Origin of the sequence: Acinetobacter sp. C15, from assembly GCF_013420645.1 — a bacterium.
In the GTDB taxonomy this organism is placed as follows: Bacteria; Pseudomonadota; Gammaproteobacteria; order Pseudomonadales; family Moraxellaceae; genus Acinetobacter; species Acinetobacter indicus.
The window spans coordinates 36,730-62,493 of sequence record NZ_VOXR01000002.1 but is presented as its reverse complement, the minus strand read 5'-3'; the positions used below and the strand labels follow the sequence as shown (position 1 = coordinate 62,493).

At 46.2% G+C, this 25,764-nt stretch carries 20 protein-coding genes; 11 read left to right on the top strand and 9 right to left on the bottom strand.

The window, feature by feature from the left end; all coding sequences use genetic code 11:
• The first annotated feature begins 11 nt into the window (after positions 1 to 11).
• From odhB to pgaD, 8 genes are all read left to right on the top strand, one after another.
• On the top strand, positions 12 to 1,220 hold the full coding sequence (odhB, locus tag FTT63_RS01220; RefSeq protein WP_104471741.1) for a 2-oxoglutarate dehydrogenase complex dihydrolipoyllysine-residue succinyltransferase: 1,209 nt from the start codon (positions 12 to 14) through the stop codon (positions 1,218 to 1,220).
• Positions 1,221 to 1,318: 98 nt separating this feature from the next.
• A complete protein-coding gene (lpdA, locus tag FTT63_RS01215) occupies positions 1,319 to 2,752 on the top strand; it encodes a dihydrolipoyl dehydrogenase (RefSeq protein WP_045796462.1) in 1,434 nt (477 codons plus the stop codon).
• 170 nt (positions 2,753 to 2,922) lie between these two features.
• The gene (gene sucC / locus FTT63_RS01210; protein WP_163169966.1) at positions 2,923 to 4,089 is read left to right on the top strand and encodes an ADP-forming succinate--CoA ligase subunit beta; all 1,167 of its coding nucleotides are present in this window, start codon (positions 2,923 to 2,925) and stop codon (positions 4,087 to 4,089) included.
• 11 nt (positions 4,090 to 4,100) lie between these two features.
• A complete protein-coding gene (sucD, locus tag FTT63_RS01205) occupies positions 4,101 to 4,991 on the top strand; it encodes a succinate--CoA ligase subunit alpha (protein WP_104471739.1) in 891 nt (296 codons plus the stop codon).
• A gap of 188 nt (positions 4,992 to 5,179) precedes the next feature.
• Positions 5,180 to 7,639 carry a poly-beta-1,6 N-acetyl-D-glucosamine export porin PgaA gene (pgaA, locus tag FTT63_RS01200; RefSeq protein WP_163169967.1) on the top strand — a complete coding sequence of 820 codons (2,460 nt, stop codon included), beginning with the start codon at positions 5,180 to 5,182 and terminating at the stop codon, positions 7,637 to 7,639.
• Positions 7,639 to 9,489 (top strand): poly-beta-1,6-N-acetyl-D-glucosamine N-deacetylase PgaB, encoded by a 1,851-nt coding sequence (gene pgaB, locus FTT63_RS01195; protein WP_180191905.1) that lies wholly within the window; start codon positions 7,639 to 7,641, stop codon positions 9,487 to 9,489. Before pgaA ends, pgaB begins: the two co-directional genes overlap by 1 nt.
• A complete protein-coding gene (pgaC, locus tag FTT63_RS01190; protein ID WP_168396324.1) occupies positions 9,486 to 10,757 on the top strand; it encodes a poly-beta-1,6-N-acetyl-D-glucosamine synthase in 1,272 nt (423 codons plus the stop codon). Before pgaB ends, pgaC begins: the two co-directional genes overlap by 4 nt.
• Positions 10,750 to 11,235 carry a poly-beta-1,6-N-acetyl-D-glucosamine biosynthesis protein PgaD gene (gene pgaD, locus FTT63_RS01185; protein ID WP_168396323.1) on the top strand — a complete coding sequence of 162 codons (486 nt, stop codon included), beginning with the start codon at positions 10,750 to 10,752 and terminating at the stop codon, positions 11,233 to 11,235. Before pgaC ends, pgaD begins: the two co-directional genes overlap by 8 nt.
• 62 nt (positions 11,236 to 11,297) lie before the next feature.
• Here the strand turns inward: pgaD and FTT63_RS01180 are convergent, their stop codons facing one another.
• The 3 genes from FTT63_RS01180 to trpS all read right to left on the bottom strand — a co-directional run bounded on the left by FTT63_RS01180 (position 11,298) and on the right by trpS (position 15,120).
• A complete protein-coding gene (locus FTT63_RS01180; RefSeq protein WP_168396322.1) occupies positions 11,298 to 13,028 on the bottom strand; it encodes a flotillin family protein in 1,731 nt (576 codons plus the stop codon).
• 25 nt (positions 13,029 to 13,053) lie between these two features.
• The gene (locus FTT63_RS01175; protein ID WP_005176281.1) at positions 13,054 to 13,701 is read right to left on the bottom strand and encodes a YqiJ family protein; all 648 of its coding nucleotides are present in this window, start codon (positions 13,699 to 13,701) and stop codon (positions 13,054 to 13,056) included.
• Between the two features lie 405 nt (positions 13,702 to 14,106).
• On the bottom strand, positions 14,107 to 15,120 hold the full coding sequence (trpS, locus tag FTT63_RS01170) for a tryptophan--tRNA ligase (RefSeq protein ID WP_005176282.1): 1,014 nt from the start codon (positions 15,118 to 15,120) through the stop codon (positions 14,107 to 14,109).
• 203 nt (positions 15,121 to 15,323) lie between these two features.
• On the opposite strand from trpS, the gene FTT63_RS01165 reads away from it, so the two are divergent.
• The 3 genes from FTT63_RS01165 to FTT63_RS01155 all read left to right on the top strand — a co-directional run bounded on the left by FTT63_RS01165 (position 15,324) and on the right by FTT63_RS01155 (position 17,670).
• The gene (locus FTT63_RS01165; protein ID WP_104487924.1) at positions 15,324 to 16,250 is read left to right on the top strand and encodes a DUF808 domain-containing protein; all 927 of its coding nucleotides are present in this window, start codon (positions 15,324 to 15,326) and stop codon (positions 16,248 to 16,250) included.
• Positions 16,251 to 16,297: 47 nt separating this feature from the next.
• The gene (locus tag FTT63_RS01160; RefSeq protein WP_005176288.1) at positions 16,298 to 17,203 is read left to right on the top strand and encodes a neutral zinc metallopeptidase; all 906 of its coding nucleotides are present in this window, start codon (positions 16,298 to 16,300) and stop codon (positions 17,201 to 17,203) included.
• Between the two features lie 137 nt (positions 17,204 to 17,340).
• Positions 17,341 to 17,670: an MGMT family protein gene (locus tag FTT63_RS01155; RefSeq protein WP_194088149.1), complete on the top strand. Its 330-nt coding sequence runs from the start codon at positions 17,341 to 17,343 to the stop codon at positions 17,668 to 17,670.
• 52 nt (positions 17,671 to 17,722) lie between these two features.
• On the opposite strand, the gene FTT63_RS01150 is transcribed toward FTT63_RS01155, so the two are convergent.
• The 6 genes from FTT63_RS01150 to carA all read right to left on the bottom strand — a co-directional run bounded on the left by FTT63_RS01150 (position 17,723) and on the right by carA (position 25,667).
• Complete coding sequence (locus FTT63_RS01150; protein WP_005176293.1) at positions 17,723 to 18,160, bottom strand: universal stress protein; 438 nt, start codon at positions 18,158 to 18,160, stop codon at positions 17,723 to 17,725.
• A gap of 319 nt (positions 18,161 to 18,479) precedes the next feature.
• Complete coding sequence (locus tag FTT63_RS01145) at positions 18,480 to 19,103, bottom strand: CatB-related O-acetyltransferase (protein ID WP_005176296.1); 624 nt, start codon at positions 19,101 to 19,103, stop codon at positions 18,480 to 18,482.
• A gap of 42 nt (positions 19,104 to 19,145) precedes the next feature.
• Positions 19,146 to 20,582, bottom strand: a complete 1,437-nt coding sequence (locus FTT63_RS01140) for a deoxyribodipyrimidine photo-lyase (RefSeq protein WP_016659939.1) — start codon at positions 20,580 to 20,582, stop codon at positions 19,146 to 19,148.
• A 131-nt stretch (positions 20,583 to 20,713) separates the two neighbouring features.
• Positions 20,714 to 21,190 (bottom strand): transcription elongation factor GreA, encoded by a 477-nt coding sequence (greA, locus tag FTT63_RS01135; RefSeq protein ID WP_163146045.1) that lies wholly within the window; start codon positions 21,188 to 21,190, stop codon positions 20,714 to 20,716.
• Positions 21,191 to 21,282: 92 nt separating this feature from the next.
• The gene (gene carB, locus FTT63_RS01130) at positions 21,283 to 24,513 is read right to left on the bottom strand and encodes a carbamoyl-phosphate synthase large subunit (RefSeq protein WP_016659941.1); all 3,231 of its coding nucleotides are present in this window, start codon (positions 24,511 to 24,513) and stop codon (positions 21,283 to 21,285) included.
• 14 nt (positions 24,514 to 24,527) lie between these two features.
• On the bottom strand, positions 24,528 to 25,667 hold the full coding sequence (carA, locus tag FTT63_RS01125; protein ID WP_005176309.1) for a glutamine-hydrolyzing carbamoyl-phosphate synthase small subunit: 1,140 nt from the start codon (positions 25,665 to 25,667) through the stop codon (positions 24,528 to 24,530).
• Positions 25,668 to 25,764: the final 97 nt, after the last annotated feature.

Genomic DNA, 25,764 nt, shown 5'->3' with positions numbered 1-25,764 from the left:
GATTCGAAGTAATGGCAACCGAAATTAAAGCACCGGTATTTCCAGAGTCAGTTGCAGATGGAACAATCGCGACTTGGCACAAACAACCAGGTGAAGCAGTATCACGTGATGAAGTGATCTGTGACATTGAAACTGACAAAGTTGTTCTGGAAGTTGTAGCTCCTGCAGACGGTACGATTGCTCAAATCATTAAAAATGAAGGTGATACTGTACTTTCAAATGAAGTGATTGCACAGTTTGAAGAAGGTGCTGTATCTGGCGCTGCGCAAACTCAAGCAGTTCAGTCTGAAGAGAAAGTTGAACAGGCGGCTGCGAAAACTGAAGCAGGTGCAGCACCTGTAGTTGAGCGTGCTCAACCTGTTGCGGACCAGGCACCAGCGGTGCGTAAAGCATTGACTGAAACCGGTATCAACGCTGCTGACGTACAAGGTACAGGCCGTGGCGGTCGCATCACTAAAGAAGATGTGGCCAACCATCAAGCGAAACCAGCGGCTGCGCCTTTAACTGCAGCAGTAGGCGAGCGTATCGAGAAACGTGTTCCTATGACGCGTTTACGTAAGCGTGTAGCTGAACGTTTACTTGCAGCGACTCAAGAAACTGCAATGTTGACGACGTTTAACGAAGTGAACATGAAACCAATCATGGAAATGCGTAAGCAATATAAAGACGCATTTGAAAAACGCCACGGTGCGCGTCTTGGCTTCATGTCATTCTTCGTAAAAGCTGCGACTGAAGCGCTAAAACGCTACCCAGCAGTAAACGCATCAATTGATGGCGACGATATCGTTTATCACGGTTACTATGACATCGGTGTAGCTGTATCTTCTGACCGTGGTCTGGTGGTTCCTGTATTACGTGATACAGACCGTATGAACTACGCTGAAGTTGAATCTGGCATTGGTGCTTATGCTGCGAAAGCACGTGAAGGTAAACTTGCGATTGAAGACATGACTGGCGGTACATTCACCATTACTAACGGTGGTACTTTCGGTTCACTGCTGTCTACGCCAATTCTGAATACACCACAAACTGCTATTCTAGGTATGCACAAAATCCAGGAACGTCCTATGGCAGTCAATGGTCAGGTTGAAATCTTGCCAATGATGTATTTAGCGCTGTCTTATGACCACCGTTTAATCGATGGTAAAGAAGCGGTAGGTTTCCTTGTAACAATCAAAGAATTGTTAGAAGAGCCAGCTAAACTTATCCTTGACTTATAATTTATTAATTAAAAATCTCTCCTAACCCCTCTAAAAAGAGGGGAAAGGTTCCCCCTTGAGCAAAAGGGGGAATTTAGAGAGATTGATTGGAGATAAAAATGTCTCAACAATTTGATTTAGTTGTTATTGGCGGTGGTCCAGGCGGTTATGAAGCAGCCATTCGTGCGGCTCAGCTTGGTTTTAAAGTGGCATGTATCGAAAAACGCATCCACAAAGGTAAACCATCTTTAGGTGGTACCTGCTTAAACGTGGGCTGTATCCCGTCTAAAGCACTGCTTGATTCTTCACACCGTTATGAAGATACCGTTCATCACCTGGCTGATCATGGTATTACGACAGGTGAAGTAAACTTTGACCTGTCTAAATTACTGGCACGTAAAGACAAGATTGTTGACCAGTTGACTGGCGGTATTGACCAGTTGCTGAAAGGCAATGGCATCGAATGGTTAAAAGGTACTGGTAAATTACTGGCGGGTAAGAAAGTTGAGTTTGTTCCTCACGAAGGTGAAACTCAGGTTCTAGAGCCAAAATATGTAATTCTTGCGTCTGGTTCTGTACCAGTGAACATTCCGGTAGCTCCTGTTGATCAAGACATTATTGTTGATTCTACTGGCGCGCTTGAGTTCCCTGAAGTACCGAAGCGTTTAGGCGTGATTGGTGCCGGCGTGATCGGTCTGGAGCTTGGTTCAGTATGGCGTCGTCTAGGTGCTGAAGTTGTTGTATTTGAAGCAATGGATGCCTTCTTGCCAATGGCGGATAAAGCGCTGGCAAAAGACTACCAGAAACTGCTGACCAAACAGGGTCTGGATATTCGTGTAGGCGCGAAAGTGTCTGGCACTGAAGTCAACGGTCGTGAAGTGACTGTAAAATACACCCAAGGCGGCGAAGAGAAAGAACAGACTTTCGACAAGCTGATCGTGTGTGTGGGTCGTCGTGCGTATGCTGAAGGCTTACTGGCTGATGACTGCGGTATCAAACTGACTGAACGTGGTCTGGTTGAAGTGAACGACTGGTGTGCGACTTCTGTTGAAGGCGTATATGCAATTGGTGACTTGGTACGCGGTCCAATGCTGGCACACAAGGCCATGGAAGAAGGCGTAATGGCAGTTGAACGTATTCACGGTCATGCTGCTCAAGTGAACTATGACACCATCATCTCTGTCATCTATACACACCCTGAAGCGGCGTGGGTAGGTTTAACAGAAGAGCAGGCCAAAGAAAAAGGTCATGAAGTGAAAACCGGTCAATTCGGTTTCGCAGTCAACGGCCGTGCTTTAGCTGCCGGTGAAGGTGCAGGTTTCGTGAAGTTTGTTGCTGATGCTAAAACAGACCGTTTACTGGGTATGCACGTGATTGGGCCTGCGGCGTCTGATATTGTTCACCAAGGTATGATCGCGCTTGAATTTGTATCTTCAGTTGAGGATTTACAATTAATGACATTCGGTCACCCAACCTTCTCTGAGGTGGTGCACGAAGCAGCACTGGCCGTCGATGGACGTGCCATCCACGCAATTCAGCGTAAGCGTAAATAAATAAAAAAAGAGCGGTTTCGACCGCTCTTTTTCATTTGGTGGTTGTTTTTGTTTGAATAATCATCTAAAACTAAAACGATAAAACTGTATAAATGTTAATACTCACGACGATGGATGTTGGAGTTTTAGCGAGTCATAAAAAAACGTGAAAAGTAGTAAAAGGTAAATAAATGAATCTACATGAGTACCAAGCCAAAGCGCTATTAAAAAAATATGGTATGCCGGTGCAGGAAGGTCTGCTTGCAACCAATGCAGATGAAGCAGTACAGGCATTTGAACAGCTCGGTGGCAAATTCGCTGTCATGAAAGCCCAGGTGCATGCGGGTGGCCGTGGTAAGGCGGGTGGTGTGAAAGTGGTGAAATCGGCTGAAGGAGCGGCAGAGTATGCCAATCAGCTGATCGGTACTCGACTGGTCACTTATCAGACCGATGCCAATGGCCAGCCGGTGAACAGTATTCTGGTGGCCCAGGATGTCTATCCGGTAGAGCGCGAATTATATTTGGGTGCCGTGGTTGATCGTTCTAGCCGTCGCGTGACCTTTATGGCCTCAACCGAAGGTGGGGTCGAAATTGAAAAAGTCGCAGAAGAAACCCCAGAAAAAATTATTAAAGTCGAAGTTGATCCACTAGTCGGCTTATTGCCATTTCAGGCACGTGAAGTTGCGTTTGCCCTGAACTTAAAAGATGGACAAATCAACCAGTTTGTTAAAATCATGACTGCGGCGTATCAGGCCTTTATTGAAAATGATTTTGCCCTGTTTGAAATTAACCCGCTGTCTGTACGTGAAAACGGCGAAATTTTATGTGTCGATGCCAAAGTTGGCATTGATTCCAATGCGCTGTACCGTTTGCCGGAAGTGGCGGCACTGCGTGACAAGAGCCAGGAAAATGAGCGCGAACTGAAAGCCTCTGAGTTCGATCTGAACTATGTAGCGCTAGAAGGCAATATTGGCTGTATGGTCAATGGTGCCGGTCTTGCCATGGCAACCATGGACATCATCAAATTGTATGGTGGTCAACCGGCCAACTTCCTTGATGTCGGTGGCGGTGCAACCAAAGAGCGCGTGATTGAAGCATTTAAAATTATTCTGGCCGACAATTCGGTTCAGGGAGTATTAATCAATATTTTTGGTGGGATTGTACGTTGTGACATGATTGCGGAAGCGATTATTGCAGCAGTTCAGGAAGTCAATGTCAGCGTGCCGGTGGTGGTACGTCTGGAAGGAAACAATGCTGAGCTGGGGGCTAAATTACTGGATGAATCTGGCCTGACCTTAATTTCTGCAAATGGCCTGGCCGATGCTGCAGAAAAAATTGTTGCTGCGGTAAAAGCTTAAGGAGATGCATCATGAGCGTATTAGTAAATAAAGACACAAAAGTATTGGTTCAGGGCTTCACCGGTAAAAACGGAACCTTCCATTCGGCCCAGGCGCTGGATTATGGCACGCGTGTTGTCGGCGGTGTAACTCCAGGTAAAGGTGGTCAAACCCATTTAGACCTGCCAGTATTTAACACCATGAAGCAGGCGGTCCGTGAAACTCAGGCTGACGCTTCGGTGATTTATGTACCCGCACCTTTTGTACTGGACTCGATTGTTGAAGCGGTCGATGCCGGTATTGAACTGATTGTGGTAATTACTGAAGGTGTACCGACCCTAGATATGCTAAAAGCCAAACGCTATCTGGAAACCAATGGTAATGGTACACGCCTGATTGGCCCGAACTGTCCGGGTATTATCACCCCGGGCGAATGTAAGATCGGGATTATGCCAGGTCATATTCATCAGCCAGGGAAAATCGGGATTATCTCGCGTTCAGGAACGCTGACTTATGAAGCGGTTGCGCAAACCACCAAATTGGGTCTGGGCCAGTCGACCTGTATCGGCATCGGCGGTGATCCGATTCCGGGCATGAACCAGATTGACTGTCTGAAGCTGTTCCAGGACGATCCTCAAACTGAAGCCATTATCATGATTGGTGAGATTGGCGGCACAGCCGAAGAAGAAGCAGCCGAATACATTCAGGCGCATGTGACCAAGCCTGTGGTGGGCTATATTGCCGGTGTAACCGCACCAAAAGGCAAACGCATGGGCCATGCTGGCGCGATTATTTCTGGTGGTAAAGGAACCGCAGAGGAGAAATTTGCTGCCTTTGAACGTGCCGGAATGGCTTATACCCGTAGCCCGGCCGAGCTCGGTTCAACCATGCTGAAAGTATTGCAGGCCAAAGGTTTGGTGTAAAACCTACCTGACTAAAAAACCCCAGTTCTTGGGGTTTTTTATGGCAAAGAACATAGATAATGATGACGCTTCTATTGAGGAAAAAGTAAAGCATACAAAACAAATAAAATGATTGTTTTAGTAATTGTGATTTACATCGCACTTTAATAGATTATCGAGCAATAATTATCAGAAACTTGAGAATTTATATGATCAAAATAACAACGATCATGCCGATTCAGTGTCTGTCGCTTTGCTCTTTTTTATTTTTTTCTTCTGCTCATGCCAATACGCTTGATCAGCAACGTGAGCACGCGGTGGAGATGGTTCGGTCCGGGCAGGTGGTCTCTGGACTCAATCGCTTGCAGGCGTTATTAGCTCAATTTCCCACAGATCAAAAGTTAATTGCGGATTATCTAGTTTTGGCCTATGGTCAGCCTGTGGTACATCCACAGGATTTATACCGCCTAACGCAGCAGATTCAACCTAAAACCTTTCCTGCCTATGCCCAGGTCAGCGCTATCAAGGTGCTCCGTGATGCCAAGCAGTACGCTCAGGCCAAAGCGTATCTGGCCCGGTTTCAGCCTTTAAATACCCAGGCCAGCGGCAAAGTCTGGCACGCGGTACTGGAAGCCGAGTCGGGTCAGGCAGCAGCCGCTAAAACGTTGCTGAAAAACCTGCAATGGCAACAGCTTAGTGCCGATGAACTGAGTTTATTGTCTTATACCTATCGTATCCTGAATATGCCGGTACAAGCCTTGCAGGCAGCCGAAGCCGGATTAAAAAAGCAAAGCAGCATTGCAGGCCATGAACAATATGTACTGTCGCTGATGCTTAATGGCAAGCATCATGCAGCAGAGAACTATCTGCTGCAACAACAGTTAGCACAGAGCCATACTCGTTTATTATTGCAAGTCAAACAGCACCAGTTTTCTACCCGGATTCAGAATGCAGTACAGGCCTATAAAACGGCACAACTGCGCAGTGAATATGCAACAGCCTATACCGAGCTGGATGCGGTACTGGCCGATATGGCTGCACATGAACCACAGGTGGCAGCTGACGCCGAACTGCAGCGCGCATTCTATGCCGATTATCTGTATGCCTTGGGACAGCGTAAGCGTCATCAGCAGGTCTTGAAAATTGTGCAACAGCAGCATCAGCCAATTGCAAACTGGCCGGCTTATGTACGCCATGCCATTGCCGATGCCTATCTGGCCACCCGACAACCGGAACTGGCTGAACCGGTGTATTTAAGCCTGTTTCAGGAAAAGAACTATGCAGACTATACGGTGTATGCCGGTTTGTATTATGCCTATATCGAACAGGAAAAATTCAAGCAGGCTGATCAGCTGATTCAGGACATGGACCGTCAGTTACCGCGTTATCGTTATAGCGAGGCCAAAGGCGTGGACCGCAGTACCCATGAAGACCGGGAGCAGTATCTGGCTTTAAAAGGGCTGAACTATGCCTACCGCAACGAACATGCCAAAGCCGAGCAGTATTTTGAAACCCTGGTTTCAATTGCACCGAATAATCTGGCCTATCAGAACAATCTGGCACAAATTCAGCGCTGGCGTGAAAAACCACTGACTTCCCAACAAACGCTGGAGCAGTGGAATGGCCTGGATCAGGTCAGTCAAATCACCCAGATTAACCAGATGCAAAATGCCCAAGCCCTGTATGATATTAGGGGCTGGCGTCAGCTGAATCAGGCCTTGTTACAGACGGCTGCAGATGATACCGGTGTGCAATTAAGCCGCAAAGAATTAAAGGATCGCGATCATTTCAGCATTCAGCATGAAAGTTATTTTTCTGAAAGTCGTTCCGATCAGGAACAGTTGCTGAACCGTTTAAAAGGTTCAGAAGAGCGTACCCATTGGACCCGTCTTAACAGCCCGTGGCTAAATGAGCATTATCAGGTTTTTATTGACCATCAGCATCGGCAGGGGCGTTATGAAGATGGCACCCTGGATGATCCGCGTTTAGGTCTGGGTGTGGCCTGGTCCAAAGATCGCAAGTATGCCAGCCTGTTGCTGTCTCAATCTTTAGATGAAGACCGTGTAGGTGCTGCACTGGACTGGTCGCACTGGTTAAATGACCATTGGCAATATCATCTGGCGGTGAATACCCAGGCCGATATTCCGTTGCAGGCAGTGGCCAAAGCACATGAAGGACAGTCGTATCGGGCTGGCCTCAACTGGCAGGCCAACGAGTCGCGTAAAGCCGGTGCACAATTTCAATTGACCGATATTGATGATGGCAACACCCGTCAGGAATATCAGGCCTATTTTAGCCAGCAGTTTTATCAGGCCCCGCATCATCTGAGTCGTGCCACGCTCAGCGGCTATTATGGAAAAAATAAGCCCGTCGCCGTGGATTATTTTAATCCTGAATCCAGCCATAGTTTAGAGCTGAAACTGGAACATGACTGGATGACCTGGCGTCGTTATGAGCAACATTTTAATCAGCATTTTGAACTGACGCTGGGCACATTTGGACAGAAAGATTATTCCAATGAGCCGATATATAACCTGTTTTATCGCCATGACTGGCGTGTGTCACGAACCTGGAAACTGCACTATGGCATTGGTTGGGGCAGCCATCCGTACGATGGCAAAACAGAAGAAAAAACCTATGCAGTATTCGGCTTTGAAGGACGATTCTAATGCAAATGAAACCCGCTTTACTCCTGAGTGCCTGTATCGCTGCATGTGTTTATTCTCCTTTGACCGTGCAGGCCGAGACCAGCACAGCGCCAGCAGCAACTACAGCGCCGCTTGATGCGCAGGCCTATGAATTTGTTACCTTAACTTTTCATGATGTGCGTGATGACGTTGCCAAACAGGGTGACCGTGATCTATACGCCATCAGCACCCATAACTTTGCCCAGTTCCTGCAATGGATCAGGGAACATGGCTGGCAGCCTATTCGGTTAGAAGATGTCTGGCAGGCCCGTCAGCATAAGACAGCCTTACCGGAAAAAGCAGTATTAATAACTATTGATGATGGCGCACTCAGCAACTATAGCCATATTTTCCCCTTATTAAAACTGCATCAGGTTCCGGCTGTTTTTGCTATTCCGACCAGCTGGATTAATGGTAATACCAAAGATGCCTATGAAGCCTATGGGGAGGGCAACCTGATGAACTGGCCGCAGATGCGTGAAATGCAGCAATCCGGTCTGGTCGAGTTTGCCTCACACAGTGATGACCTGCATCACGGGATTATTGCCAATCCGCAGCTAAACCAGCAGCCGGCCGCGATTACCCGTGAATATTTCCCGGCCCAGCAGCGTTATGAATCTGATCGCGCCTATGCGACGCGGGTGGTGAAAGATTTACGTCAATCGAAGCAGATTCTAGATCGCGAATTAGGAATTAATACCCGTGCTATTTTCTGGCCGTATGGTGCGGTGACCAAGGAAACTGAAGCGCTGGCCCGTGAAGCCGGTCTACCAATGTCGTTTAGTCTGGGCAGCGTACTGACATTGGCTGATGCCGATACCACCTATCAGCGTGCCCTGATTACGGAAAACCCATCACCTGAAGAAGTGTTTGGTGAAATCAAAGACTTCTTAATGAATAGCCGGGCGCCGCATAAGCAGCGCAAAAGTTTATTACGCATTAACCTGGCAGATCTGGCGGGGAGCAATATCACCGCATCAGAAGCACATCTGAGTCAGCTGCTTAATCAGGTTAATGCCTTTCAATCCAATACACTGGTTTTGAATGCGGTGGCCGATCAGAATGCCGATGGTAAAATTGATGTGGCTTATTTTCCGAATCGAAGCTTGCCAGTGGCTCAGGATTTGCTGAACCGGGTGGTATGGCAGGCCCGGACCCGGATTGCTAATCGGGTATATGCAGAAATGCCGCTGAGTCTGGAAACCCGGCAAGGTTATGATCTGGCAGAATTGACCGCAGATCTGGTGAAAAACAACAGCTCGATTGAAGGGCTGATGATTGAAACCGGCGATGCGTTACATTGCGCCGTATTTCAGGCCGAATGGAATGCAAGCTGTCAGGCACAGCTGCAACAGGTATTGAGCATCAAGAACCGGACCAAAAGCCAGGGTAAATACTATGCCAATATCAGTAACAACTATCAGACTGCATTAAAGCTGGAGATTCAGAATCAGCCACTTGACGGACTGAAAAAACTGCTGCAGCAACTGCCGGATCATGCCGATTTCCTGTATCTGGCTGTCGATCCATTGGCATCACCCCAAGCCATCAAACATCTGCATCAGGCTTTAAACCAGTTAAATGAGCGGGAAAAGCAGCATTTGATGATTAACTTGCAGATTAATCCGGACAGCACTGCAACAGACTGGCGACATTATCAGCAGATATATCAGCAGCTGAGACGTCAGGGCATTCAAAAAATTGGTATTGATAATTATCAGCCGATCCATGGGCAGGCCGTGCATCAGCACCTGTACCGGGCGTTGAGCCTGAATACAAGTCCGCTGAGTTATCGTGATCCCTATGTCCTGGAACAGGGAGAGCCGCAATGATGGAAGTGTTCTGGAAATTGAGTTTTAACGATTTTTATTTTGGTTTTGCATTTTTATATCCCTTGCTGATGGCCTGGCTGTGGATTGCAGGCGGGATCTGGTTTTATTTTAAACGGGAATACCGTCAGGATCATTTCCCTGAACCGAGCGATGAAGGCTGCAGTATTATCATTCCTTGCTTCAATGAAGAAGAGCAGGTCAGACGTACCATCAAGTTTGCCATGCAAAGCCAGTATCCGGAATTTGAAGTGATTGCAGTCAATGATGGCAGTCAGGACCGGACTGCAGCAATTCTGGATGAGCTGGCCACGCAATATCCAAAGCTACGGGTGGTCCATCTGGCTGAAAACCAGGGCAAAGCCTATGCCTTAAGAGCCGGGGCAATGGTTAGTCGCTATGAATTTCTGGTCTGTATTGATGGTGATGCGCTGCTGCATCCACACGCAGTATTCTGGATGATGCATCAGCTGACCAGCTTTCCGCGTGTCGGGGCGGTTACCGGTAATCCACGGATTATTAACCGTTCCAGCGTGCTCGGTAAAATTCAGGTCGGTGAATTCTCTTCAATTATTGGATTGATTAAACGCGCGCAGCGTACCTATGGCCGGATTTTTACCGTATCAGGTGCGATTGCCGGTTTTCGTAAAACTGCGCTGGACCGGATTGGCTACTGGCGTGATGACATGATTACTGAAGATATTGATGTTTCGTGGCGTTTGCAGTTCGACCACTGGGATTTGCAGTATGTGCCCAAAGCCCTGTGTTATATCTATATGCCGGAAACCTTCAAAGGGTTATGGAAACAGCGCTTACGCTGGGCACAAGGCGGGATTGAAGTGCTGATTGCCTATGTGCCAAAACTGTTTAAATGGCGCCTTAGACGGATGTGGCCGATTGTGATTGAATCGATCATCAGCGTGCTATGGGCCTATGTGATTATGGGCATCTTTGTGCTGTATTTTTATGGGCTGTTTTTCCCCTTGCCGGGCGAGTGGGCAATTCAATCGATTCTGCCGCAGTGGTACGGGGTGATTTTGGGCCTGACCTGTTTGCTGCAGTTTCTGGTCAGCTTAATGATCGATCATCAATATGATAAAAACCGTACCTTGAGAACCTATTTCTGGGTGATCTGGTATCCGCTGTTTTTCTGGCTGATTACCGCGCTGACCACGGTGGTGTCTGTACCAAAAACTTTGCTGAAAAAGCAGAAACGGGCACGCTGGGTCAGTCCGGACCGTGGTTTTACCAAGGAGCACGAGCATGGCTAAATTTAAAATGATTGAGGATGAAGCTCAGCTGGAGCTGCCGGAATATATTGATGAGCCGCGCTATGTACGCAACAAGGCCGCAGGCTATGGACTATTCTTTCTGGGCTGGTTGGCCTGGATCTGGTTATTCCTGCCTCTGATCACCGTATTGTTGTGGCTGTTTCAGGGCTATACCGTGTATGAGCAGCTGTTTGTGATGTCGGCACCGCAAAGCTCGTTCAGCCTGTTTTATCTGGGGCTGGCGATTATGGTGTTTATTCTGATTCTGCTGATCTGGGCTGTGTATAACTGGTTACGTTTTCGTGATAATGAGCGCCGGGCTTTTCCGGAGCATATTCAGACTGAGCAGCTGGCGGAAAGTTTTCAGGTCGACACAACTGAAATGGCACATTTGCAGCAGGCTAAAAATTTGACCTTACATTATGATGAAGATGGACAGCTGGAAAAATTTGAAGTTCATCAGCCGTTATCTTCATAGTTGAGTATTGAAAAACAGCCATAAAAAACGCAGCCTTAGCTGCGTTTTTTTATTCACCTTATTTAAGTTGATGAAGTTTCCTGATTGATTTTCGGCTGAGATTTCAGGCTTTGGGTCAGACCGTTAATATCACCACCGTGAATACCCAATTCACTCATCAGGCTGTCAATTAACGGCGCTTGCGAGCGATAGCGCAGGGCACTGTTCACCACCTGATCGGACAAGGCCACCTGACCATGACCGTGTTCGCTGCCATCGACATGCGCGCTGCCCATACCGTTTAAACCATTGACGTGCAAAATCTTGATGTCATCAATATTTTCTATTGGCTTGACGCTTTCACGGATAATTTCTGGCAGGTATTTCAGCATGGCCAGACGTACCTGCATCTCCACCTGTTCCGTCGACAGGATGTTATTGGCTTCGTTGACCGCACGGGTACCTTCAGCATCAACCTGATACTGTTTTTCCATCGCTTGTGCCAGCAGGACTTTGGCATCGGCTTCACCACGCGCTTTTAAACGCAGCTGTTCTGCATTGGCTTCTGCGGTAATCCGCACCGCTTCCGCTTCATCGACCGCCGCCTGTTTGCCGGCTTCAGCAGCAACGGTAATGGCAATCGCATCTTTTTCAGCGGCCTGCTTGGCAGCCACCAGCTCGACTGCCTTGGCACGTTCTGCGCGCTGGGTTTCACGTACGGTAATCACTTCTTCTTCTGCTTTTACCGCTTGAGCACGGGCTAAATCGGCCTGCGCTTTGGCTTCAGATTCGGCACGGGATTTTTCCGCAATGGCAATGGCGCGGTCCTGTTCGGCCAGCTCAATGGTTTTCTTCTGTTCTACCTGGGCTTTTTGGACTAGCTGTTCTTTTAAAATATTTTCATTGGCGACATCACGTGCTGAGCCAATCCGTTTCAGTTCAATTTCACGTTCAGCAGCAATTCGGGCTTCTTCCGCTTCACGTTTTTTAGCTGCTTCCTGCGCTGCAATTTCAGCCAACTGTTCAGCACGGCGTACTGAAATTTCACGTTCTTGCTGTAACTTGGCATATTCTTCTTCACGTAGAATTTGCAGGCGCGCCTGTTCGGCTTCCAGGTTTTTGGCTTTAATGGCTAAGTCGGCATCCTGTTCAATGTCGTTACGTTTACGACGACGGTCTTCAATGGTTTCGGTCAGTTTGGTCAGACCTTCGGCATCGAAAGCATTTTGCGGGTTAAAGTAGCGGAAACTGGTCTGATCCAGTCCGGTTAAAGATACAGTTTCCAGTTCCAGACCGTTTTTAAACAGATCTTCCGACACCACCTGCTGTACTTTCTGTACGAAGTCGACGCGTTTTTCATGCAGTTCTTCCATCGCCATTTCTGCGGCTACGGCACGTAAAGAATCGACAAATTTACCTTCGACCAGATTTTTTAATTCATTCGGGGACATGGTTTTTTGCCCCAGCGTTTGTGCTGCGGTGGCAATAGATTCAGCGGTCGGTTTAACCCGCACATAAAATTCGGCCATGACATCGACACGCATACGGTCGCGGGTAATCAGGGCCTGATCTTCAGCACGGCGCACTTCCAGACGCAGGGTATTCATATTGACCGGAATAATTTCATGCAGCACCGGTAACACAATCGCCCCCCCGCCGAGAATGACATGCTCACCGCCAAAACCGGTACGCACAAAGGAAATTTCCTTGCTAGAGCGGCGATACAGGCGGGCCAGGATTAAACCAATCACAAATAAGGCCAGGAAAATAATTCCGGCAATAATCAAGACGTTATACATATTTGAACTTAACATTGTTATCTCTTGTGTTTTTCAGTTGTTAATTTAAATGCATGGCATAAAAGCCAATTTTGGTTCTCCCCGTTAAAATTACGGATTGACCCTGTTGAAAACTTTCGTCCTGTTCCGGTTCTACCAGAATATAGTGGGTCAGACCATGCTGATCCTGCACTTTGGCTTCTGCCGGAGAATTGGGAGTAGCCACACCTAAAATAATGGTGGCTGTGCGGCCAATCAGCTCGTCACTATAAATGGCGGTGGTTTCATCTTGCGGTAAAATGCGGGCAATCAGCATGGCGCTATAACGCACCAGGGGCATGCTCAGAAACAGACAGGCCGGTGCCATTATCCAGGCTGTAATATATTGACCGATCCATTGAAACAGCACTGATTGTAAAATCAGGCCAGACAAACCATATAAGGTCAGGAAAATAATCAGCCAGATCAGCAGCGGTACCCGGCCAATGTACAGCCAGTCCAGAAACTGGACCAACAGGCCACTAGAACCATCAATATTCACTTCTACATCTTTATGCGGAATTAAGTCATCCGGCAGAAACTGGTCCAGAATGCCCTGACTGCCGCCACCGGCCAGTAACAGAAACACTTCCAGCAGGGCAAAGAAAAACAGCAGGCAGATACAGACACTAAAAATCAGATTGGAAGGGTGAGTGAGCAAATCCCACATAACTGAATACTCTATTGTTCTGTTGTGTTTAAATTATTGATATTCATAATATATATTATTATTGAATGCGCCTAGCATAGCATTAGGCCGCGTTTTTGTCTAAAAAACCTGCATATTTTAGGCAAAAAATACGCAATGATTGGGGTGATCATTGCGTAGAACAACGAATCTGCTTGCACAGTTTCGGTAAAGGAGAAATGTTATGAATTAGGATTGCTCCTAGAACATGTGACTAGAATACGCCGGCGTTGGGCTGGGTTCAGCAGCGTTCAGGTAAATTCATGTTAAAGATTGTTGCTTCTATAAAAATTGTGTGACATTTCTCTCCATATTTTCTCCATCATTGTAAACGTGGCATAAAAAAGCCTTTCGCGAGGAAAGGCTTTTCAAGATCAGCATGGGGGGTTAGAAGCGGAACACCCCTAAACCGGCTTTAACTTCATCTAAAGTGGCTTGAGTAATATCACGGCACTTATCGGTACCGGTTTTTAAGATATCCATGATGTAATCTGGATCTTTGGCCAGTTCTAAACGGCGTTCACGGATTGGACCAATCAGCTCTTTTAAAATGCCTTCCAGACGTTTTTTCACGGTACCATCACCCAGACCACCACGGCGATAATGGGCTTTTAATTCTTCCAGTTCTTCTTTGTTCGGATCGAAAGCATCTAGGTAGGTAAATACCACGTTGCCTTCAACCTGGCCCGGATCTTCAATGCGGAGGTGGTTCGGGTCGGTGTACATGGCATTTACTGCTTTTTTAATGTCTTTGTCAGTAGCATCGAGCACAATGGTGTTGCCCAATGATTTTGACATTTTGGCTTTACCATCAAAACCAGGTAAACGGCCAACATTCGACAGCAGTGCTTTACATTCAGGCAGCAGGTCCTGACCTACCTGACGGTTAATGCGGCGTACAATTTCGTTGGTCTGTTCGATCATAGGAATCTGATCTTCACCCACGGGCACTACAGTCGCTTTAAACGCGGTAATATCGGCCGCTTGGGCAACCGGATAGCAAAGGAAACCGGCTGGAATATCACGTTCAAAACCGCGCATCTGAATTTCAGATTTAATGGTCGGGTTGCGTTCTAAACGTGCCACAGTGACAAAGTTTAAATACAGCATGGTCAGTTCATTTAATGCCGGCAGGCAAGACTGAACACAAATGGTGGTTTTGGTCGGGTCAATGCCCACCGCCAGGTAATCGGTTGCCACTTCAATAATATTGCGACGTACTTTTTCAAAGTTGTCGGCGTTATCAGTCAGGGCTTGAGCATCGGCAAGTAAAAGATGTTGATGGTGAGAATCCTGTAAACCTACACGTGAACGTAAAGAACCTACAAAATGACCGAGGTGAAGTTGTCCGGTTGGACGGTCGCCAGTCAAAATAACAGGACGATTATCTTGATTACTCATTATCTCTTCCAAGTCGTTGTTACGACATTTCTATACCGATGATTGGGCTACATTGTACGGCATAATATTTTTGAATGTCACGGGATAAGCCGAACAGAATCAACAATTGTCTGGAAATTTTAAAGATTTATTAATGAAGTAAATACAGAGTTTTGGAAGATTTCTCCTTAGAATAAGCCTAGAACACGATAAGGATAAAAATTATGGCGAGTAGCTTATTACTATTATTAGATGATATTGCCACTGTTTTAGATGATGTGGCGGTCATGAGTAAAATGGCCGCAAAGAAAACGGCCGGTGTACTCGGTGATGATCTGGCCCTGAATGCCCAGCAGGTCAGCGGTGTACGTTCGGAGCGGGAACTGCCGGTGGTCTGGCGCGTGGCCAAAGGTTCTTTTGTCAATAAACTGATTCTGGTGCCTCTAGCTCTACTGATTAGCGTGGTGGCGCCGTGGCTGATTAACCCGTTACTGGTCGTGGGCGGTTTATTCTTATGTTATGAAGGGGTTGAAAAAGTCCTGCATTCCTTGCACAAAAAAAAAGCCAAAACCGCTGAAGAAGCGCAGCAGGAATTAATTAAAACCGAAACCGATCTGGCTACATTTGAAACTGAAAAAATCAAAGGGGCAGTCCGGACCGACTTTATTCTCTCGGCAGAGATTATTGTCATTTCATTAGGGACGGTGGCTACCGCGGCCTTTGGCGTAAAAGTGACAGTGCTGAGTATTATTGCCATCGCCATGACCATTGGTGTTTATGGACTGGTGGCATTTATTGTCAAGATTGATGATATTGGGCTGCATCTTTCGGAACAGGCTTCCAACTTTAAACAGTCGGTCGGGCGCGGCTTGTTGGCCTTTGCGCCAATCTTGATGAAAATCCTGTCGATTGTCGGGACTCTGGCTATGTTCCTGGTGGGTGGCGGGATTATCAATCACGCTATTCCACTGGTACATCACTTTACCGAAGACAGTGTGGAATATGTGCAGGAGATTCCGAATATCGGCAGTATTTTTGGTGCACTCACCCCAACCTTGATCAATTTTGCTGTGGGCTTTATTGCCGGTTTGATTGTGGTGGCGCTAATTGGTCTGGTGAAAAAGGTCTGGCCGCGTTCCAAAGCCTCTTAAACTATGTAAAATTCTAGCCAAGAGATAAAGATAATAAGGAGATTGCTATGCGTTGGAAAGGTCGTCGCGTCAGTAGCAATGTAGAAGATCGTCGCGGTGGTGGCGGTGCCAAAGCCGGCGGAATCAGTATTCTGGGTCTGGTGGTGGCTTTTGTGGCCTGGAAGTTTTTTGGGGTCGACCCGCAAACAGCCTATCAGGCCACCAAACAGGTGACCAATCAGGGGCAGAGCGCGGAAACACGAGGTCTGGAAAATCCGACGCCGGAGCAGCAGGAATCGATGGAGTTTATTGGCACTATTCTGGCCGATACCGAAGATACCTGGACGCAGGTGTTTGCCCAGCAGCTGAACCAGCAATATGTGCCACCCAAACTGGTGATGTTTAATGGCGCGGTCAGTTCCGCCTGTGGCAATGCCAGCGCTGCCATGGGACCGTTTTATTGCCCGGCCGATCAGAAAGTCTATTTAGATACTGGTTTCTTTAAAGATATGCGCACCCAGATGGGAATTTCCGGCGAGCAGAACCAGACCGAATTATCGCGTCAGGATCAGGCTGGAGATTTTGCCCAGGCCTATGTGATTGCGCATGAAGTTGGCCATCATATTCAGACCATTCTGGGGATTTCCGGACAGGTACAGCAGATGCGTCAGCGTGCCAGTCAGGTCGAAGGCAACCAGTTATCGGTTCGTCAGGAACTCCAGGCCGATTGTCTGGCCGGTGTCTGGGCGCATCATAACCATCAGCGTACTCAATTCCTGGAACAGGGCGATGTACAGGAAGCGATGGATGCCGCACATAAAATTGGTGATGACTATTTGCAGAAACGTTCGAGTGGACAAGTAGTGCCGGATAGCTTTACCCATGGTACCAGTGCCCAGCGCGTGCAATGGTTTAATACTGGTCTGAAGTCGGGCAATATGAATGATTGCGATACCTTTGGACAAGCCATCTAAAGCGTTGCATCCGCTTTTTAACTCAAGGTGAATACAGGAGGATGTGCAACTGCATGTCCTCTAGTTTTTTAAGCCTAGCTTTTCTAACCAGCACAGCTTTTCATCCCAATAGATTTCAACACTCTAAGATTCTTTTTATGTCTATTCCAGCACGTCCCAGTCAGGAGTTGGCCGCTTATATCACCGCGGTGATTGCCCAGATTCCACCTGGTAAAGTTGCCACCTATGGTCAGATTGCAAAACTGGCCGGTTTGCCGAAACATGCGCGTCTGGTGGGTTATGTACTGAAACATCTGGCACCGGGGCATGTGTTGCCATGGCATCGGGTGCTAAATGCGCAAGGGAAAATTAGCCTAAGCAAAATCAATGTGCAGGGTGAAAATATACAGGCGTTAAAACTGATACAGGAGGGTGTAGTGGTCCTGAATAACAAGGTGAGCTTAAAGCAGTATCAATGGCAGCCCTAAAAATAAAAAATTCCCCATACCCGCAGGTACAGGGAATTTTCTGGAGGAAAGATTAACGTACGATGAGTACAGGAACATTACCTTCGCCCAGTACGCTTTGCGCGACGCTACCGAGGAATAACTTTTTCAAACCGGTACGGCCATGAGAACCCATCACAATCAGGTCTGCATTCATTTCAGTTGCAGCACGTGCAATTTCACGATGAATCACTTGACCTTCAAGCAGACGAGACTCAACTGCTACACCTTGTTCCTGGAATTTTGCTTTGGCTTCATCCAGTGTTTTGAGAATAGACACACGCGCACGTTCAATCAGGTCATTGGTCTGGCCTGCTGAAATGTATTCTGATGCAATATATGGATCGAGTGTTAACACCTGTGCAACGGTTACTTTACTGCCGAAAGCTTTGGCAAGCTCGACTGCTTTGGCAACTGCTGCGTAAGAAGTTTCAGAACCGTCCACTGGAACTAAAATGTGTTGAAATGCCATCGTTATTTCTCCTTATTGTGTCATTCAACAATAAAAAATTGAGGGAACACTTTCTATTGCCTTAATCTTATCTTAGCGCTTATTTTTAAATAATAAAACCCAGTAATTTCATAGGGATAATTATTTTCTTAAGGAAGTTTAAGCCTTTCTAATTTAACATGTTTTTGAGTAATTAATCAGCAGTTTACACTAAAGTTGAAGGCTTATTTCATTAAGTCTGGCTTTAGAATGTGTTTAGCTCAGGTTTTTTGAGTTTTAATATCGATTAGATGAAAGTTTTGACCTGATGCTTGGCCTAAGCAAAAGTCCAAGGGAATAATCAGCAGTCTTTGAAATAATCAACCAAAGCAGCAACATCCTCCGTCTGCAACTGTTCCCGCATCTTTAAAAACTGCTTTTCATCCATCTCGTAAATTTTAAGGGAAAGCAGTTTTTCGATATCTTCTTGTGGAAAGCGATATTTAATAATTTTGGCAGGAACTCCTCCCACCACGGCATAAGGTGGAACGTCTTTTGTTACGACCGCACCAGTTGCCACAATTGCACCTTCACCCAGCGTCACGCCTTGCATAATCATGGCACGTGAGCCAATCCAGCAACCATCACCAATAACAGTATCGCCAGCAGGTACAAAACTGCGCGTATCAAACGGAAAGGCAGAAATCCAGTCAGTTCGGTGTAACTGATTACCGCCCATCATAATCACGCATTCCGCCCCAAAACACACGAAATTGCCAATATAAAGCTGATCAATTGGCTTCTCAGGCGTAGAAGGCTTGTCATGCAAATAACGCACAACACAACGCTCAAAACCCTGATCCCAATAAGCAGAATAATAAGAATAGTTTCCCTTAATGTGAATATTAGGGTTTTTCATAGTTTTAGAAATAAATTCGAATTCACACCAATGCTTAACAGGGGAATTAATTAAGGGTTCAGCCATAAGAGCAATCAAAGAACAAGCGTAACGCCATTATAGCCGAAGTTAACTCAAATGCTTAAAGGCCTCAATTGCACGAACACGACTGCTTTTTAAATCTACAATCGGTTTTGGATAATCCAATTTTAGTTGTGGATTTTTCGCATAAGGTTCGTGAATTTGTTTCGCATTTAAATGTGAAATTTCAGGTACCCATTGACGAATATAATCGCCATTTGCATCAAACTTTTGCGACTGACTTACAGGGTTGAAAATACGGAAATACGGTGCAGCATCTGTTCCTGTAGATGCACACCACTGCCATCCACCGTTATTGGCAGCCAAATCACTATCAATTAAATGCTGCATAAACCATGATTCGCCTAAACGCCAATCTATCAGTAAATTTTTGCTTAAAAACATCGCGCAAATCATACGAACACGGTTATGCATCCAGCCCGTTGCAAGTAACTGTCGCATGCCAGCATCTACAATTGGGATACCTGTTTGCCCATGCTGCCAAGCCTGTAAATCTTCAGGAGCATTGCGCCATACAATGCGTTGAGTGTCTAATTTAAATGGTAAGTTTTTCGATACGCGAGGGTAGTCGAATAAAATATGCTGATAAAACTCACGCCAAAGGAGTTCATTTAACCAAATTTGTTGCCCATTGTTTTCAAATTCCATACAGCCGTGACTGTGGCGAAACAAAGCTTGTAAACATTGGCGAATAGAAAGAATGCCAATATTTAAATAAGCTGCAAGTTTACTCGTGCTATTCAAATTCGGGAAATCACGTTCAATATGATAATACTCAACTTGATTTTCAATAAACTCATCTAAAAGTTCCCAAGCATGATGCTCACCAATTTGCCAAAGATTCTGTAGGTTTTCGCTGATTACTTTTTCTTCTGAATCTGAGTAAATATCACTTAATTGTGGAACTTCTCTTGTAAAGTCATTGTGCTGTGGAATTGGTTTTTGAACCTCAATAGTTGGGTAGCATTGTGGCAAGCTTATGCTGAGTTTCTCATAGCATTGCTTTTTAAATGCACCAAATACTTGATATGGATGACCAGTTTTATTACGAATGCTTCCAACAGGGAAAATAGTTCGGTCATGATACAACTCAAAACGAATATTATTCTTTTCTAATAGCTGTTGAGTTTGAGCATCGCGTTTTAATTCATTTACACCCAATTCTATATCGGCATGAACAGCTTGAATATTATGATTTTGGCATAAGCTTAATAATTGATTTGGCAGGTCTTTCCATAATGGAATAGTTAAAATAACAAGTGGAATATTTAACGTGGCAAGTTCATTTTTTAGATGATTCAGTTGTCTTAAATAGAAGTCAATTTTAATTAGCGCATCATTGTGCACTTGCCATTGTTTTGGCGATAGCACGACTAAGGCAATGCAAGGGCCAGCTTCGCGAGTATGCCAAAGAGCTGCATGATCATGAATTCTTAAATCTTGACGGAACCAAATAAGCTGCATTTTAAAATTTATAGAAAAATATTGACTATTAAAGCATATACATTTGCTGTAATTTTTTCGTGAACTTTTGTTTGAAAGATAATAAAAAACCCCTCAAACGAGGGGCTTAGGCAATCTGGGCATTGAATTGATTAGATATATTCAACACTTACGATTTCGTATTCTACTTCACCTTGCGGGGTGACAATTTTTACGTCATCGCCTTCATTTTTGCCCAACAGGCCACGCGCGATTGGAGAGTTCACAGAAATCTTGTTAATTTTGAAATCTGCTTCATCATCACCTACAATTTTGTAAGTTTTACGTTCTTCTGTGTCAAGGTTTTCAATGGTTACTGTTACCCCAAATACAACACGACCATTTTGCTCTAATTCTTTCACATCAATAACCTGAGCCGCGCCCAGTTTACCTTCGATGTCTTGAATACGCCCCTCACAGAAACCTTGCTGCTCACGTGCTGCATGATACTCTGCATTTTCTTTTAGGTCGCCGTGTTCACGTGCTTCTGCAATCGCAGCAGTAATACGTGGGCGTTCAACAGTTTTTAACTGGTGTAATTCTTTCTCTAAGGCGACTTTGCCTTCAGGAGTCATAGGATAACGTTGCATTGTTGTCCCTCAAGTTGAATATTAGAAAAATACAGCTCTATAAATGAAAAAAAGCCCGCCACCGAGAGGTGACGGGACTTCTCGGTAGACAATTAACCTTTGCTTAAATCTTGCAAACGATAAACATCCATCGGCAATTTAATGGCTAACGCTTGGCATACCGCATCGGCACCATTCAGGGTAGTCGTATGATAGACCTTACCTTGCAGGGCAGAACGGCGGATTGAGAATGAATCCTGCTGCGCTTGTTTGCCTTCAGTGGTATTGATAATGAGGTGAATTTCGCCATTTTTCAAGCGGTCCACAATATTCGGACGACCTTCAGTTACTTTATTCACACGTTCACATTCAATTCCTGCGGCTTTGATCACATCATAAGTACCGCCGGTAGCGATAATTTTGAAGCCAAAGTCTGCAAGCTGTTTGGCAATACCTGCTGCACGTGGTTTATCAGAATCACGTACCGAAATGAATGCATGCTTGATTTCGCCTTCGGTTGGCAAACCTGGTAAGCGTTCATTCGAGCCTAACACAGCTTTGTAGAATGCTTCACCAAAAGTTTTACCCACACCCATTACTTCGCCTGTAGATTTCATTTCAGGGCCAAGGATTGGGTCAACACCCGGGAACTTGTTGAATGGGAACACCGCTTCTTTAACAGAGAAGTGCTCAGGAATAATCTCGGTTGTGAAGCCTTGTGACTCCAGAGATTGACCCGCCATACAACGTGCAGCAATTTTCGCTAATGATTCACCGATACACTTAGATACGAACGGCACGGTACGAGAAGCACGTGGGTTCACTTCCAGAATGTAAACGTCATCGCCTTTTACCGCGAACTGTACGTTCATTAAACCGATAACGCCCAGCTCTTTGGCCATGGCTACGGTTTGACGACGCATTTCGTCCTGTACTTCGTTTGATAACGAGTAAGGTGGAATCGAACATGCAGAGTCACCTGAGTGAATACCCGCCTGTTCAATGTGCTGCATGATCCCGCCGATCACCACATCTTTACCGTCAGATACGCAGTCTACGTCAACTTCAATCGCATCATCCAGGAAGCGGTCAAGAAGAACAGGGGCATCATTCGACGCCTGAACGGCATCACGTAAGTAACGCTTCAATTCTTCTTCGTTGTACACGATTTCCATCGCACGGCCACCTAGTACGTATGATGGACGTACCACCAGTGGATAGCCCACTTTCGCCGCTTCAGCAATACCTTCTTCAGCAGATTTTACGATGCTGTTGTTTGGTTGACGCAGTTGCAGACGTTGAATCATTTGCTGGAAACGTTCACGGTCTTCGGCACGGTCAATCGCATCTGGAGATGTACCAATGATTGGTGCACCAGCCTCTTCTAACGCACGCGCCAGTTTCAGCGGTGTTTGACCACCGTACTGTACGATAATGCCTTTAGGCTTCTCGGTACGCACGATTTCAAGCACATCTTCCAAAGTAATTGGTTCGAAGTACAGACGATCTGAGGTGTCATAGTCAGTAGAAACCGTTTCAGGGTTACAGTTCACCATGATGGTTTCATAACCGTCTTCACGCATCGCAAGCGCCGCGTGTACACAGCAGTAATCGAATTCGATACCCTGACCAATACGGTTAGGACCACCACCGATGACCATGATCTTGTCTTTCGCAGATGGATTCGATTCACATTCTTCATCGTAAGTTGAATACATATAAGCGGTATCAGATTCGAATTCTGCCGCACATGTATCCACACGTTTGTAAACCGGAGTCACGCCCAGGTTCCAGCGGTGTTTACGGAATTGTTTTTGTGAAATACCCATCAGGTTGGCGATGCGCAGATCCGATAAACCTTTGCGTTTGAACGCACGGATATTGTCTGCGTTTAAATCACCGAAACCTAAAGTTTTGATCTGGTTTTCAGTATTGATAATGTCTTCAATCTGAATCAGGAACCAGCGGTCAATTTTGGTCGCTTCAAACACTTCGTCTAAAGTGAAGCCATGACGGAAGGCATCGGCCACGTACCAGATACGCTCTGGGCCTGGAACTTTAAGTTCTTGCAGGATTTTCTCGCGTGCGCCTTCAGTACCCACTTCGATTTTTTCATCAAAACCAGAAGCACCGACTTCTAGACCACGAAGGGCTTTGTTGACAGATTCCTGGAAGTTACGGCCAATTGCCATTACTTCACCCACAGATTTCATCTGAGTCGTCAGTGTTGCATCTGCTTGCGGGAATTTTTCGAAGTTGAAACGTGGAACCTTGGTTACAACGTAGTCAATTGATGGCTCGAACGATGCAGGAGTTGTACCGCCAGTGATGTCGTTTTTCAGCTCATCCAGGGTATAACCCACTGCCAGTTTCGCTGCGATTTTCGCAATCGGGAAACCTGTTGCTTTAGACGCAAGGGCAGATGAACGCGATACACGCGGGTTCATTTCAATGATAACCATACGGCCATCTTTCGGGTTAATACCGAACTGAACGTTAGAACCACCGGTTTCTACACCAATTTCACGCAGTACCGCTAAAGACGCGTTACGCATGAGTTGATATTCTTTGTCGGTCAATGTTTGTGCCGGAGCAACTGTGATGGAGTCACCAGTATGCACGCCCATTGGGTCAAAGTTTTCGATTGAACAGACGATAATACAGTTGTCGTTTTTGTCACGAACAACTTCCATCTCGTATTCTTTCCAGCCAATGAGTGATTCATCAATCAATAACTGGTGAGTCGGAGACAGGTCGAAACCACGTTCACAGATTTCAAGGAATTCTTCGCGGTTGTACGCGATACCGCCACCAGAACCACCCATGGTGAATGATGGACGAATAATCACAGGGAAACCGAAGCGCGCCTGAATGTCCAGCGCTTCTTCCATAGATTCCGCAATCGCAGCTTTTGGACATTCCAGACCAATTTTACGCATTGCTTCGTCAAACAGTTTACGGTCTTCTGCTTTTTCAATCGCTTCTTTAGTCGCGCCAATCAGCTCAACATTGTATTTTTCTAAAATACCGTTGGCATCCAGAGCAAGGGCACAGTTCAGTGCAGTCTGGCCGCCCATGGTTGGTAAAACTGCATCTGGACGTTCTTTTTCAATGATCGCTGCAACGGTTTGCCAGGTGATTGGCTCGATATAGGTTGCATCCGCCATTGCCGGGTCAGTCATAATCGTCGCCGGGTTCGAGTTCACCAGAATGACGCGGTAACCTTCTTCACGCAGTGCTTTGCAGGCTTGAGCACCCGAGTAGTCAAACTCACAGGCCTGACCGATAACAATAGGACCAGCACCAATAATTAAGATGCTTTTAATATCCGTACGCTTTGGCATTATTTGCTCCTTAATTACTTCTTAGCTGCTTCAAGAAGTTCGATGAAATGATCGAACAGTGGGGCACAGTCGTGTGGACCTGGGCTGGCTTCAGGGTGACCCTGGAAGCTAAATGCCGGCTTGTCTGTACGGTGGATACCCTGGTTAGTACCATCGAACAGTGAACGGTGGGTAACACGCAAGACTGCTGGCAGGTTGCTTTCATCCACTGCGAAGCCGTGGTTTTGCGAGGTAATCATCACTGTACCATCTTCGATGTTTTGTACAGGATGGTTGGCACCGTGGTGACCGTGCGCCATTTTCATGGTTTTTGCGCCAGAAGCCAGAGCAAGAATCTGGTGACCTAAACAGATACCAAACACAGGGAGATTGGTGGTTTCAACAATAGTTTTTACAGCTTCAATTGCATAATCACAAGCAGCTGGGTCGCCAGGGCCGTTCGACAGGAACACGCCATCTGGATTTAACGCAAGTACGTCAGCAGCAGGGGTTTGTGCAGGCACAACGGTCAGTTTACAGCCGCGGTCTGCCAGCATACGCAGGATGTTGGTTTTGACACCGTAGTCGTATGCAACCACATGGAATTTAAGTTCAGGTTGAGTAAAGCCTTTGCCAAGTTCCCATGAGCCTTCGGTCCATTCAAAACCGTTCGGGTCACAGCATTCTTTTGCAAGGTCTAAACCGTTTAAGCCGCCAAATGCACGTGCTTTTGCAATTGCTTCTTCTTCAGTGATATTTTCACCAGCCAGAATACAACCGTTTTGCGCACCTTTTGCACGTAAAATACGAGTCAGTTTACGCGTGTCGATATCGGCAATGGCAACCACATTGTGTTGCTTCAGGTAATCCGCTAAAGACTGTGTAGAACGGAAGTTGCTATGCAATAAAGGCAGATCACGAATGATTAATCCGTTGGCCCATACTTTATGAATACGACCAGATTCTGCGTCTTCTTCATTACAACCTGTGTTACCAATATGCGGGTAAGTTAAAGTCACAAGTTGCTGTGCATAACTCGGGTCAGTCAAAATTTCTTGATAGCCAGTCATGGCAGTGTTAAAAACGACTTCACCAGTCGTACTACCCGATGCACCGATTGACGTTCCTTTGAAGATCGTACCGTCGGCAAGGGCTAAAATGGCGGGGGTGCTCAAACCAAAGCTCCTGAAATTTAGGCTGTAAAAAAGCGAGTAGACGAAAAAAAAGGAAGGCTACTATACAACCTACCCTCCTCACATCTGCTCGCTTGAA